Consider the following 13,042-nt stretch of genomic DNA (forward strand, 5'->3'; position numbering starts at 1 on the left):
ATGACGATCGTTCTGGTGCACGGCAATCCGGAGACTGACGCGATCTGGGGTCCGCTGGTCGATGCGCTTGGACGCAAGGATGTCGTGCGGTTGTCACCGCCGGGGTTCGGGGCTCCGCTACCCGACGGCTTCTCGGCGACGTATGTGGCCTACCGGGACTGGCTCGAAGGCAAGCTTGAAGCCATTGATGAGCCGGTTGACCTTGTCGGACACGACTGGGGTGGTGTGCACGTGGTGAACGCGATGATGCATCGACCCGACCTGGTGCGTAGCTGGGCAAGTGACATCGTCGGAGTGTTCGACGCCGAATACGTGTGGCCTGACATGGCCCAGGCGTGGCGGACGCCCGGTAAGGGCGAGCGGCTCGTCGAGAACATGCTGGGCGGCACGGTTCAAGACCGGACCGCCGTGTGGGCCGCGCTGCTGCCGGAGGACATCGCAGCGTCGATGGCACGAGCTCAGGGGCCGGTCATGGGGCAGGCGACCTTGCGGCTGTACCGCTCGGCAGGAGTGCCCGGTGACATGGCCGAAGCGGGCGGCGGGTTGGAGCGGGCGAGTGCCCGCCCCGGTCTTTCGCTACTGGCGACGGCGGACCCATACGTCGGGTCCGAAGAAATCCGGCGTCGCGCAGCCAGCCGAGCCGGGGCCTCCACCGAGGTGCTCGACGGACTGGATCACTGGTGGATGGTGCAGGATCCAGCCCGCGGTGCGGCGGCGCTTTCACGCTTCTGGGAATCACTCGACTGACGACACGTCGATCCGGATGTCCCAGAGGTGGACGTGGCCGGGTATCTGATGGTCCATGAACGCTGACCAGTCCTCGTACTTGTCTGCCTCGGCTTGCCACTGATCTGCCTCGACATCGCGGCCGACGCACCGCAAGGTGTCGGCCGCGTGGCGTTGCAGTGCTTGTCCCAAGTCGTGCATACAGATTTCGTCGAGCATCTCGATTGCTTGCCGCGCGATGCCATCGATCGCGTGATCCACTCGGTGTCGTGCCACCTCTGCGAACTTCAGCTCGGCGACCGCCCAGTGGAACGCCGCGTCGGCAGCCCGCATCGGGTGGTACATCTCGTCGCGCTCGATCAAGTTGGCGGCCAGTTCCTGGGCGAGGGTTATCGACTCCTCTGACGGCGCAAGGAATTCGATCAACTTGCGAAACGTCCAGAGCATCAACTCGGGCATGGCGGCATCGACTTGCCGGGCGAGCGCCACGGCCTGCCGGTAGGCGGATTCCGCGCCGTCGACATCGTCCAGTTCCGCCAGGATTTCGCCGAGATCGATACACAGCTCTGCCGCGTGAATAATGTGGCCTCCCTCCATGGACACATCCACCGCAGCGCGAAGGTCCGCCGCCTGTTCATCGAGCGGCTTCGGTGGCGGTTTCGTCGCGCTCACGAGGGCATCGCGCTTCCTGCTGATCCGGCTGAGCTCGTCGGCGATCTCTGACACTGTGTCGAAATCCGAACCCTGTAACACCCCCGGATCGAGCATGTCGAAGACAAGCCTGCGGGCTTCCCTGTAGTGATGCAGTGCCGCTTGCAGGTCTCCCGCAGCGAGCGCCTCATCACCCAGCCGTTCGAGCTCATCAGCTGACAGGGGCGTTGGCTCGGTCATCGGGCGACCTCCGTCCCATCGACGCCGGCGGCCAGCACGGTGATGTCATCGAGCGCCTCCGACAACAGGATTCGATCCTCGGGGCCATCGCACTGTGCGGCCATCCGGGCCTGGACGAACAGCAGCTGCATGAGCCGACTGAACACGAGGGCGTCGGTTGTGCGGGTCAGCGCCTGCACCGCCCGGTTGTCCCAGTTCACCACCAGATGCGGGAGGTCGCCGCACCCCGGCGAATCGGCGTCGATCTGGCCGTTACCGATGAACACGGCGGGCAGGTCCGTCGATGGAAACCGGCGCGCCACCACCCGACTACCCGACGCCTGCAGCACCTGGCTGCCACGCTGTTCCAGCGCCAGTACCTCCCGCGCAGAATCCGCCGACGGGACTGCCAGCCCGGCGATTTCGGACGCCGGGTAGGCGCGGGTGGCGGCCACCCCGGACGTCACCTGCGGCAGCATCAGCAGCACCTCCTGGTCCAGGGCATGGCCCGCATTCACCACGATCCGCCCACCAGGGTTGAAGCTCGCGATGGTGCGAAACTCCTTGACGGACACCGCGTAAAGGATGTTTGGATTGCGGCTGATCACATCGATCAGTCGCATGTGCCCTTCAGTCGTCTGCACCGTCAGCATCGGGAGCACGACTTCGGCCAGCTCCAGATTCTGTCCGTCGGCGTCACATGTGGCCGCGGATCGGAGTTCCAGTTCGTAGTCGGCGACGAATTCGGCGAACCGCTCGGGGTCCGTGTCGGCCAGGGACCGCAGCCATTTCAGAGCGGCTTGCCCGAGCTTGCGCCGGGTCGCGGTGAGCGCAGTGTTGTTCACGACGGTCTCGCGGCTGGCAGTCGGCTCCAGCGTGGTCGAGTTCACCACGGCCCAGGCGAAGAATGCCCATGCCGGCAGCAGCGCACTGTCGGCGTCATCGACGAGCATGTCGTTGATGTAGATGCGGTTGCGCGCGGCGCGCTTGGACCGCCCCGACGCGGCGCCGATGTACACCACGCCGTGTAGTCCGAGGCCGGCATCGGTGACCTCGATGGCGTCGAACTGGCTGCCCACACCCATCCCGCCGTAGACCGGTGAAACCCCTTGCAGCACAGTGGAACGGTGGGCGCCGAAGTCGTGCTCCCATGGATATTTCCGTGAAACGTCCTTCGGGCCCTGGCTTGTCAGAACCTTGATGTTTACCGGAAGGAACTCGGCGTACTTCTGCACCAGGGGGCACACCTGCTCGGCCCGGGCCCAGCCGATCATGTCGGGCCGCGGCCGCAATCGCACGGTCGTCCCGACTGCGATGTCCTGGGTTATGGTGCGGAGCGTGTAAGTGCCGTCGCTCCTGCCGACCCACTCGATCGGTTCCGTGCCTGTCGCGCTGCGGGAGACGACGGTGATCTCGTCGGCGATGAGAAAGCAGCTCAACAGGCCGATACCGAACTGCCCGATGTACGAGCGTCGACTCCGCTGCAGTTCGTCACCCTTGGAGCTGGCGCCGACGGTGGCCAGGAACTGCTCGACCTGCTCGGGGCTGACGCCGATCCCGGCGTCGGTCAGCATGAACTCGCCGGCGGGCGAATTCGGTGAGGCGACCCCGTACGGGGAGATCGAGACGATGCGCGGGGCAGGGGTGCCGCCGAGGGTGTCGCGGGCCGCGATGGCATCCACGGCGTTCTGGATCAGCTCCCGCACATAGACGCCGGGATTGGAATAGAGGTTCTTGCTGAGTAGTGCGATCACCCCGCCGAGGTTCACTCGGAAGTTCTGCTGCTGAAGTCCGGTCATCTCGGGTCCTTCCATGTCGGCTCGTGTGAGAACCGGACAGCGTTGCACGGGGCACCGACATGTCGGGGCACTCTCGGAACTGGTGCCGATCGGGCGTGTGCGACGGTGGGATCATGGCTGAGACGATCAGCACCACTACGGGGGTTCAGCATGGGGGAGTCGTGGATGAGCGAAAACGAGCCGACCGTCGGCACCGACGATGAGCGGCGTCGGCTCGTTCGCCGGCTGGCGTTGGAATCATTGGAACGTCGTGGGTTACGGGTGCGTCCGGCTCCACAGGACGCACTGGGTGATGACTGGTTCATGGACCAGACGGGAAATCACTACCGGCTGTACAACCTTCAGCTCCAGTGTGCGCAACGACCGCCGGCCGAGTGGGTAGGCGCCGTCGAGTTTCACTTCGATCAGCAGTTCGCCAGTCGATCAGACCCCGGGACCGCCGCACTGGCGGACGCGGAGTTCCTGGCGCAGGTTCGCACGCGCCTGCAGACGCCGGACACCTCGGGAATGATCTCGATGCGATATGCCCGCCCCGCTTTCGACGGTCTGGTCGCCGAGTTGAGCCGAGACCTGCCGACCGTGGTCAAGACGGTGGGTGACGACGACGTTGCCGGCCGGGACCTGGACTTCCTCTACGAGGTGGGTCAGCGCAACACCGATGGTGAGCCCGTGACCGTACAAGCGTTGGACCGCAACGTGTTTGCGCTGACCGGCGATTCCTTCTTCATCGCCTCGAAAGCCCTGAACATGCCTCGGCTGATCGAGACGGTGCTGGGGGGAGTCGCACCGCTGGGGGTCGTATTCAGCGTGCCCCACCGCAGTCTGCTGTTCCTGCACGCCGTCGGTGAACTCACATCGGACGCGGTTGGATGGCTCGCGTCGGTGACGGTCGGGCAGACCGAGAACCCGCCCGGTGGCGCCGTCAGTCGCGACACCTACTTCTGGCACGGCGGCGCCGTGCAGCGCATCACCCAGGTAGATACCGAGGCCCGCAGCATCAACCTTCTGCGCGACGGGGCGTTCGCTGAGGCAATGAGTCAGCTGTAGTTGGGTGTTGCAGGTGACACGGTGGACGCCGAGTCATCGGTGAAGCCTCCCACGCCAGATCAACGCCAGGGCCGGGCCACGCGCCGGATCACGACCTTGGCGTCGCATTCGGCGCAGGCAAACAGGCCAATCCCTACTTGTCGAACTTCCCACTCAAATATTCGACGCGACAAGCATTTCGGGCCAGTTTGCCGCTGGTCGTCCGGGGGATCACGCCGGCGGCAACCATGCGCACATCGGCGACCCGGATCTGGTGGTGGCGGGACACTGCGGCCCGCACCGCATCGACGATGGGGCCGGGCTCGGCGCGGCCGGCCCCGGCTGCGCGCTCGGCGACGATCACCAGTTCTTCGCCGCGGTCCCCGTTCACCGAGAACGCGGCGACATAGCCCGAGCGCACTGCGGGCGACGACGCGCTGACCGTCGTCTCGATGTCGTGTGGGTAGTGGTTGCGTCCGTCGATCAGGATCATGTCCTTGATGCGGCCGGTGAGGTACAGCTCGCCGTCGATGTAGACCCCGAGGTCGCCGGTGGCCAGCCAATGGCTGTTGTCGGGTACCTCGTCGGCGTGGCCACCGGTGGTGAGCCGGGTCTGCAGCTTGTTGCCGAACACCCGCTCGCTCTCGTCGGGGCGGCCGAAGTAGCCCTGGCCGACATTGTTGCCGTGCAGCCAGATTTCGCCGACGGTGCGGTCGGCCAACTCGTCGCCATCGGGGCTGGCGATCACTGCCCACTGGTTCGGGATCGGCTGTCCGCAGGACACATGTGCCACGGCGCCTTCGTCGGTGGCAGCGACGGTCACTGCGCGCCCGGCGCTGAGCTGGTCGCGGTCGAGATACACCACGCTGGCCGCGGCGTTCGGCGCGATGCTGGCCACCGACAGGGTGGCCTCGGCCATGCCGTAGGACGGCTTGACCGCGGTGGCGGGCAGCCCGTACGGGGCGAACGCAGACGTGAACTTCTCGACAGCGGCCATCGTGACCGGCTCGGACCCGTTGAGGAGCGTGACCACGTTGGTCATGTCCAGCGTCTCACCCTCGGGCGGCAGGCCGCGCTCGGCGGCCAGCTCGAAGGCGAAGTTCGGGGCCGCGGCGAAGGTGCGCCCGTGAGCAGCTTCTTCGGCCAACCGCTTGATCCAGCGATACGGGCGTCGGACGAACGCCATCGGGTCCATCAGGCTGATGTGGCCACCACACAGCGCCGGGAACATCACCATGATCAGGCCCATGTCGTGGTAGAGCGGCAGCCAGCTGACACTGCGGATACCGGTGTCGAGGTCGCCGGCCAGGACCATCTGGATGACATTGGTACACACGTTGCGGTGGGTGATCTCCACACCGGCGGGCGTGCGGGTGGACCCGGACGTGTACTGCAGGTAGGCGATGTCGTCGGTGTCGACCTCGGGGCTGACGTACATCTCGGACAGCGTGTCCGGGACGGCGTCGACGGCGATCATGCGGGGCCGCTCGGCGGCGGGCAGCGACTTGATGAAGGTGCGAACCGATTCGGCGGCGGCGGTCGTGGTGAGCACGACGGTGGGTTTGGCGTCGGCCAGCACGGCGGCCAGTCGCTCGGCGTGACCGGCCAGCGCGGGTGCGAACAGCGGGACGGCGACATTGCCCGCGTGCACTGCCGCGAAGAACGCTGCGACGTACTCGACGCCCTGCGGGGCCAGGATCGCTACCCGGTCGCGGGGTTTGGTGACCTGCTGCAGGCGGGCGCCGACAGCGCACACCTGTGACCACAGGGCGTTCCAGCTGAGCTCGACGGCGCGGCCGTCGGGATCCGTCGAGTAGTCGAGGAATCGGTAGGACGGCTGGTTCCCGTAAATGATCCGATTGCGGTCCAGGAACGACGTCAGGGTGACGCCGTCGGGTACGACAATCGTGCCGTCGTCGAGGACGTAATTTTCGATGTTCGACGTCGACATATCAACGGCACTGGTTGCAGCGGGATCCCGACCCATAACCGGTAAGACTAATAGCGGCTCTAATAAAGCCTGGCAGCGCGGTCGGGTGTGGGTTGTCACGAGGACCCGAAAATGTGTCGCGGGTCTCTATTTATCGGGGGCCGTCCACGGCATAAGTGCCGTTATCGTCGGTGAACTCCACGATGACCCTTCGAAGCGTGTCGTTGATCTCAACCGCGCACATGAACGTCGCGCCGGCCCGCACGACCGGATTCTCGCCGTTGTTACATGCCACCGCGACGACGCGGTTGGCCCCGTAGCCGTTGATCGGATCGGAGAGGATCTGTGCCACCCCGGACTCGGCCTGATGGACGTCGAGTCGGGTGCTGTTGGTGTCCGCGAGGCTCCACGCCCACAATCCGGCGCCGATCACCGCGACCGCCACGACGGCGATCGCCACACCGATGAGCAGACGTCGGTCGGCGTGCTTGGGGTTGGGCGGCGACGACGGCGGCTGTGGTGCGGACTGTGGTTGGTACCGCGGCGGCGGTCCGGGCCGCGCATGGTGCTGCGGCGGCTGTGGCGGCGACGGCTGCCGCGTGGGCGGGGGTGTCCATGCCCGGCGCTGCGGGGGAGCGCCGGGTGGCGGCGTGCCGCCAGGCAGGGGTGCGCCGCCCGGCCGTGCCCACCACGGCTGCTCGGGACCGCTCATCGGTTCTCCTCGACTGGACTCATCGGCTTACGGGAACCTCTGGTAGCACTGTGCATCGTCGCCTTGCAGGCCGGACCGGTAGGCCAGGATGCGGGTGAACCCCGCCGGCAGCACTCTGCCGTTGACGTCGCTGGCGGCCAGCCCGTTGGTGAGCAGGCTGCTGATCGCCTCGTCGGTGTCACCGGCTGACAGCGTGATCGGCAGACCGGGCTCGGCCATCCTGGCCTGGCCCACGCCGGTCAGGCAGCCGGTGCGCATCGCGGCCACGGAAGTGTCGAGCGTCAGGCCCTTCTCGTGCTGTACCGCCATGGCGTACCGCGATGTCAGGACGGAGATCGCCGAGTTGTCGCCCTGCAGGAGCTCCTGTTCGTCGTTTTCGTTTCTGGCTTCCCCCAGGGCTTTCAGTCCAGCCAGGTCGACGACGATGGTGTTGGTCGCCGGGCAATAGGACGCCGGCGGCGACGGCCCGGCGTCGGGACACGCGCTCGGCTCGGTACTCAACGTGGGCGGGTTGGCGGGTGCGTAGACCTGTTGCAGCGACTGCATGGTCTTGTCCAACAGATTCGCCGTGATCGTGCTGTTGGCGCTCTGCTGGCCGCCGAAGAAGTCGAGGAATTTGGGCAGATCGCCGCGACGCTTGGTGATCTCGTCGGAGTCCATGGCCGCGCACTGGTCGACGTTGCCACTGAAGCCGATCTGGAATGCGCTGACCCGGTCCAGCGCGGACCCGTGCTCGTTGCCGGTGAGCGTGGCGTCGATCCGGGTCATCAGAGGATCGCGGATATAGATCAGCCCGGCCAGGACGTGGTTGAGCCCGTCACCGGTGCTCAATTCGAAGCGTGGCGATTTTCCGGCGGCCACCCAGCGCAGGTACACCCCGGCCAGGCAATCGGCCTGCTGCTCGGCCACGAGGACGGGCGTGCTCTCGTTGATCAGCCGCGCCTGCTGCTGGACGGCGTGGCCGTACTCGTGGGCCATCACCCCGACCACGCCCATCTGGCCGAAATACTGCGCCGCCACCGGAATCGCGACGCCACGGTCCCACGCCATCACGTCGCTCTTGAGGCAGTAGAAGGCATTGGTCAGCCCGACCGTGCTCTGGCCGCAGATCTCGAGCCCGGGGGAGAGGTCGGAGTTGAAGGACACCAGCCGGGAGACCGGGGTGAAGGTCCCCGGCAGTGACCCGCCGGTGTAGTTCTGCGACCAGAAGTCTTCGATGTCGTCGACGGCCAGCAGGGCCAGGTCGTCGATCTGCCCGCCGTCGGTGTTCTCGGCCCGGCGGGCCGGCGCGGGCGCGTCGGGCCGGGTGCCGCTATGGCCGTCGGTCACCGGCAGTCCGCCTACCCGGTCGGGTAGGAACAGCATCGACGTCGCCCTGCCGCCGATCACGGTGGCGTTCCCGCACCCGGCCAGCAGTGCCGCACAACAGGCCAGACCGAGCCACCAGCGAAGCCTCGCCAACTGATCCGCCTTCCACGCGATCCACCCCAGCCAGTTCTACCTGCTCGCGGCGACGTTCGGCACGTGCCGTTGATGACCTGCGGGACAATGGCGGCGCTATGTGTACGTTCGACGATCTGGTGGCCCGGGTATTGGCCCGTGCGGCAGAGCCGGGGACGTCCGTCATCGGCATCGCGGGGGCACCGGGGGCGGGTAAATCCACGCTGGCCGAGGCGCTGGTATCCGCCGCCCGGGAACGGCTCGGCGACCGCGGTGTGGCGCACGTTCCGATGGACGGGTTCCACCTCGCCGATGTCGAACTGCGCAGACTTGGCCGGCTGGACCGCAAGGGTGCGCCCGACACCTTCGACGTTGCCGGATACGCCGCGCTGTTGCGCCGTATCCGCGGATGCGCCGAGGTGGTCTACGCCCCGGGTTTCGAACGCGACATCGAGCAGCCGGTTGCCGGTGCGATCCCGGTGTTCCCGGGTACGGCCGTGGTGCTCACTGAGGGCAACTATCTACTGCTCGACGATCCGCGGTGGTCGGCGGTGGCCGCGGCGATCGACGAAATCTGGTACTGCGCAATACAAGACGATGTACGCGTCGCGCGCCTGGTGGCCCGTCACATGGCCTTCGGCAAGCCGGCGGGTGCCGCGCGGCGCTGGGTCGCCGAGGTCGACGAGCCCAACGCGCGTCTGGTGGCGGCTACCGCGGGGCGGGCCGATCTGGTCGTGCCGGTGGCAGCCGTGAGGCCCAGCTCACACTGATGTCGTTTGTGTGCATAATCACGGCCGAGCGAGTTGCTATAACCATCGGTGAGAGCCATGATTGAGGAGGTAAATCTGGAATCATTCCAGAAAATCACACGCGAGATTGGATAGGTTGCAATGGCACTTTTGTCGATTGGTTCTCAGTTCCCGGAATACGACCTGACGGCCGTGGTTGGCGGAGATCTGTCCAAGGTCGACGCCAAGCAGCCCGACGACTATTTCACCCGCGTCACCAACAAGGATGACGACGGCAAGTGGCGCATCATCTTCTTCTGGCCCAAGGACTTCACCTTCGTGTGCCCGACGGAGATCGCCGCGTTCGGCAAGCTCAACGAAGACTTCGAGGATCGCGACGCCAAGGTCATCGGCGTTTCGGTGGACAACGAGTTCGTCCACTTCCAGTGGCGCGCGCAGCACGAGGACCTGAAGACGCTGCCGTTCCCGATGGTCTCCGACCTCAAGCGTGAACTCACCGCTGCGGCCGGCGTGCTCAACGCCGACGGTGTCGCCGACCGGGCCACCTTCATCGTCGACCCCAACAACGAGATCCAGTTCGTCTCCGTGACCGCCGGTTCGGTGGGGCGCAACGTCGACGAGGTGTTGCGGGTTCTCGACGCGCTGCAGTCCGACGAGCTGTGCGCCTGCAACTGGAAGAAGGGCGACCCGACGCTGAACGCCGGTGAGCTGTTGTCCGAGGCGGTCTAGTCATGAGCATCGACAACATCAAGGAAGCGCTGCCGGAGTACGCGAAGGACCTCAAGCTCAACTTCGGCAGCATCGTGAAGTCCACGGAGCTCAACGAGCAGCAGCTGTGGGGTGCGCTGGTCGCTACGGCGGCAGCCACCAAATCGCAGCAGCTACTGAAGGAGATCTCCGAGGATGCCCTCGACGTGCTGAGTGCGGAGGCCTACCACGCCGCTCTCGGCGCCGCCTCGATCATGGGGATGAACAACGTCTTCTACCGCACCAAGGGTCAGCTCGACGGCCGTTACGACGACCTTCGGGCCGGTCTGCGGATGAACATCATCGCCAACCCTGGTGTGCCCAAGGCGGATTTCGAGCTGTGGTCGCTGGCAGTCTCGGCGATCAACGGATGTTCGCACTGCCTGTCCGCGCACGAGACGGTGTTGCGCGACGCCGACGTATCCCGCACGACGATCTTCGAAGCCATCCGGTTGGCGTCGATCGTCTCCGGGGTGGCCCAGGCGTTGCTCACCGCGGAAGCGCTCACGTCAGTCTGACCCCGACCCGGGCGGAACTCGCTTACGCGCATAACTGAACAGGTAAACTCGCCTCTCGCGATTCCGAGAGGCGAGTTTTCTGTTGACGGCACCGAATAAACGCACCGGCACCTCCCATTTCAATCCCACCGTGCGCAAAGCGATCGTCGGCGCGTCCATCGGCAACGCGGTGGAATGGTTCGACTTCGCCATCTACGGCTTCCTGGCTACCTACATCGCTGCCAACTTCTTCCCGTCAGGCAACGAAACAGCGGCGCTGCTCAACACTTTCGCCATTTTCGCCGCCGCATTCTTCATGCGTCCGCTCGGTGGGTTCGTGTTCGGCCCACTGGGCGACCGATTGGGACGTCAGCGGGTGCTCGCCGTGGTGATCCTGCTGATGTCGGCCGCCACGCTCGGCATCGGCCTGCTGCCCACGTACGCCACCATCGGTGTGGCCGCCCCGCTGCTCCTACTCCTGCTGCGGTGTCTGCAGGGATTCTCGGCCGGCGGCGAATATGGCGGCGGCGCCGTCTATCTCGCCGAATACGCGAGTACCCGGCGGCGCGGGCTCACCGTCACGTTCATCGCTTGGTCTGGTGTGCTGGGTTTTCTGCTGGGCTCGGTCACCGTCACGCTGCTGCAGGCTTTCCTACCGCCGGAGGCGATGGAGAGCTACGGCTGGCGCATCCCGTTCCTGGTGGCCGCACCACTTGGTCTGGTCGGTCTCTACATCCGGCTGCGGCTCGATGACACCCCTGAGTTCGCCAAACTCGACGAGGCCGATCGCGTTGCCACGTCGCCATTGCGCGAGGCGGTGGGCACGGCGCGGTACGCGATCCTGCAAGTCATCGGACTGTTCATCGTGTTCAACGTCGGTTACTACGTCGTCTTCACGTTCCTGCCGACCTACTTCATCAAGGCGCTGCATTTCAGCAAGGCCCAGGCGTTCGTCTCGATCAGCCTGGCCAGCCTGGTGGCACTGATCCTGATCCTGCCGTTGGCTGCGCTGTCGGACCGGATCGGGCGCAAACCGCTGCTGCTGGCAGGATCAGCCGGATTCGTGGTGGGCGCGTATCCGCTTTTCCTGCTGATGAATTCGGGATCGGTGACGGCGGCGATCGTCGGACACTGTCTGCTGGCCGCCATCGAATCGGTGTACGTCGCGACTGCGGTGACGGCCGGTGTGGAATTGTTCGCCACTCGGGTCCGCTACAGCGGCTTCTCGATCGGGTACAACATCGCGGTGGCATTGTTCGGTGGGACCACCCCGTACGTCGTCACCTGGCTCACCGCGGCGACCGGTAGCAACCTGGCGCCCGCGCTCTATCTTGTTGCCGCGGCCATCGTCTCGGTGCTCACGGTGTTGACCTTGCGGGAGAGTGCCGGACGGCCACTGCGTGAGAGCGCACATCGGCAAATGTCCGGCGTGCAGCATCCCGATGGTCAGCAACGTGCCACGATGACACCGTGAGCGCGACAAGAGGACGCCCGAAAGTCGGGCTCCGTCCGACGAAAGCCGATGTTGCCAAGCTGGCCAACGTCTCCACGGCGACCGTCAGCTATGTCCTCAACAATGTTCAAGGGCAACGCATCTCGGAGCAGACTCAGGCCGCAGTACGCAAGGCCGCCGCCGATCTGGGCTACCGGCCCAACCTCGCGGCTCGCAACCTCGCGGTCGGCGGCAGCGGTGTGGTGCTCTACATCGTGCCGCGGACCGACCTGGGCGAATTGCCTCTGGAGGTCGGCAGCCGTCTCACCACCGCGCTGGGGCGGCACGGCATCGTGCTGTCGATGCAGCTCGAGACGGACGACGGCCAGAACATCGTCGACGCGGTTGCGAACCTCAACCCTCTGGCTGTGGCAGGGGTGTTCCCACTTACCGGTGCTGCTGCCGTGGCCGTCGAGGCGGCGCGGATTCCGCAGATCTACCTGGGTAGCGAGAAACTGCGCGCGCTCGGGTCGTTGCATCTGACCGTCGGATCGATGCGGGTGCAGCATCTGCTGTCGCGCGGCCACACGCGCCTGGGCTTCGCCTATTCCGGCAGTGAGGTGCTGAGGCCGCTCGGTGACTACTGGTTGTCGGGTCTGCGCGTGGCGGCCGGCGAGCACGGCTTGCCCGAGATCGAGGTCGGCAGCGTGGCCACCGACGGGTCCGACGCGGCGGCCGTGGTGTCGAGATGGGTGTCAGCGGGCGTGACGGCCGTCTGTGCGCAAAGCGACGAGACGGCGTTCGTGGTGCTGCACGGGATACGCCGGGCGGGCCTGCGTTGCCCTGATGATCTCGCGGTCATGGGGGTCGACGCGATACCGCTGGGTGCGGTGAGCTCCCCGCCGCTGTCCTCCGTCGTATTCGACGCCAAGACGATTGTCGATGCCGCCGTCCCCGCCATGATGGCCGAACTCGGATATCCCTCGGTCTCCGACGTCGACGGCGGTGACCCTGCCGGCCTCATTGTGCGCGACAGCACCTGAGCATTACGTGTAGGCAGCAAACTGTAAGCCGAAACGGCCTTGTCGGGTGGTCGTTCCGCCGTGTAACTTAC

The 13,042-nt window shown here is 65.9% G+C and carries 12 protein-coding genes; 7 read left to right on the forward strand and 5 right to left on the reverse strand.

Annotated elements, in window-relative coordinates:
• A complete protein-coding gene (locus ACZYZF_RS27040; protein WP_463747460.1) occupies window positions 1-747 on the forward strand; it encodes an alpha/beta fold hydrolase in 747 nt (248 codons plus the stop codon).
• On the opposite strand, the gene ACZYZF_RS27045 is transcribed toward ACZYZF_RS27040, so the two are convergent.
• Both ACZYZF_RS27045 and ACZYZF_RS27050 read right to left on the reverse strand, forming a co-directional pair.
• Complete coding sequence (locus ACZYZF_RS27045; RefSeq protein ID WP_463837367.1) at window positions 736-1,617, reverse strand: hypothetical protein; 882 nt, start codon at window positions 1,615-1,617, stop codon at window positions 736-738. The two genes, ACZYZF_RS27040 and ACZYZF_RS27045, sit on opposite strands and share 12 nt — an antisense overlap.
• Window positions 1,614-3,395 carry an HSP90 family protein gene (locus tag ACZYZF_RS27050; protein WP_463747458.1) on the reverse strand — a complete coding sequence of 594 codons (1,782 nt, stop codon included), beginning with the start codon at window positions 3,393-3,395 and terminating at the stop codon, window positions 1,614-1,616. The genes ACZYZF_RS27045 and ACZYZF_RS27050 overlap by 4 nt, the downstream gene beginning before the upstream one ends.
• 165 nt (window positions 3,396-3,560) lie before the next feature.
• Here ACZYZF_RS27050 and ACZYZF_RS27055 point away from each other — a divergent pair, with 165 nt between their 5' ends.
• Entirely contained in the window at window positions 3,561-4,442 is an 882-nt protein-coding gene (locus tag ACZYZF_RS27055) for a hypothetical protein (protein WP_463837368.1), read from the forward strand.
• Between the two features lie 133 nt (window positions 4,443-4,575).
• On the opposite strand, the gene ACZYZF_RS27060 is transcribed toward ACZYZF_RS27055, so the two are convergent.
• The 3 genes from ACZYZF_RS27060 to ACZYZF_RS27070 all read right to left on the reverse strand — a co-directional run bounded on the left by ACZYZF_RS27060 (window position 4,576) and on the right by ACZYZF_RS27070 (window position 8,524).
• Window positions 4,576-6,408, reverse strand: coding sequence for a fatty acyl-AMP ligase (locus tag ACZYZF_RS27060; RefSeq protein ID WP_463747456.1), 1,833 nt, complete (start codon window positions 6,406-6,408; stop codon window positions 4,576-4,578).
• 94 nt (window positions 6,409-6,502) lie between these two features.
• Window positions 6,503-7,063, reverse strand: a complete 561-nt coding sequence (locus tag ACZYZF_RS27065; RefSeq protein WP_463747455.1) for a DUF4333 domain-containing protein — start codon at window positions 7,061-7,063, stop codon at window positions 6,503-6,505.
• 27 nt (window positions 7,064-7,090) lie between these two features.
• Window positions 7,091-8,524 (reverse strand): neutral zinc metallopeptidase, encoded by a 1,434-nt coding sequence (locus ACZYZF_RS27070; RefSeq protein WP_463837369.1) that lies wholly within the window; start codon window positions 8,522-8,524, stop codon window positions 7,091-7,093.
• 98 nt (window positions 8,525-8,622) lie between these two features.
• Here ACZYZF_RS27070 and ACZYZF_RS27075 point away from each other — a divergent pair, with 98 nt between their 5' ends.
• The 5 genes from ACZYZF_RS27075 to ACZYZF_RS27095 all read left to right on the forward strand — a co-directional run bounded on the left by ACZYZF_RS27075 (window position 8,623) and on the right by ACZYZF_RS27095 (window position 12,971).
• Window positions 8,623-9,273: a nucleoside/nucleotide kinase family protein gene (locus tag ACZYZF_RS27075; RefSeq protein ID WP_463747453.1), complete on the forward strand. Its 651-nt coding sequence runs from the start codon at window positions 8,623-8,625 to the stop codon at window positions 9,271-9,273.
• Window positions 9,274-9,393: 120 nt separating this feature from the next.
• Entirely contained in the window at window positions 9,394-9,981 is a 588-nt protein-coding gene (locus ACZYZF_RS27080) for a peroxiredoxin (protein WP_209913918.1), read from the forward strand.
• A gap of 2 nt (window positions 9,982-9,983) precedes the next feature.
• Window positions 9,984-10,517 (forward strand): alkyl hydroperoxide reductase AhpD, encoded by a 534-nt coding sequence (gene ahpD, locus ACZYZF_RS27085; protein ID WP_463747452.1) that lies wholly within the window; start codon window positions 9,984-9,986, stop codon window positions 10,515-10,517.
• 130 nt (window positions 10,518-10,647) lie between these two features.
• The gene (locus tag ACZYZF_RS27090; protein WP_463747451.1) at window positions 10,648-11,970 is read left to right on the forward strand and encodes an MFS transporter; all 1,323 of its coding nucleotides are present in this window, start codon (window positions 10,648-10,650) and stop codon (window positions 11,968-11,970) included.
• Window positions 11,967-12,971: a LacI family DNA-binding transcriptional regulator gene (locus ACZYZF_RS27095; protein ID WP_463747450.1), complete on the forward strand. Its 1,005-nt coding sequence runs from the start codon at window positions 11,967-11,969 to the stop codon at window positions 12,969-12,971. Before ACZYZF_RS27090 ends, ACZYZF_RS27095 begins: the two co-directional genes overlap by 4 nt.
• Window positions 12,972-13,042: the final 71 nt, after the last annotated feature.

It is taken from the genome of Mycobacterium sp. IDUB_24 (assembly GCF_055419385.1).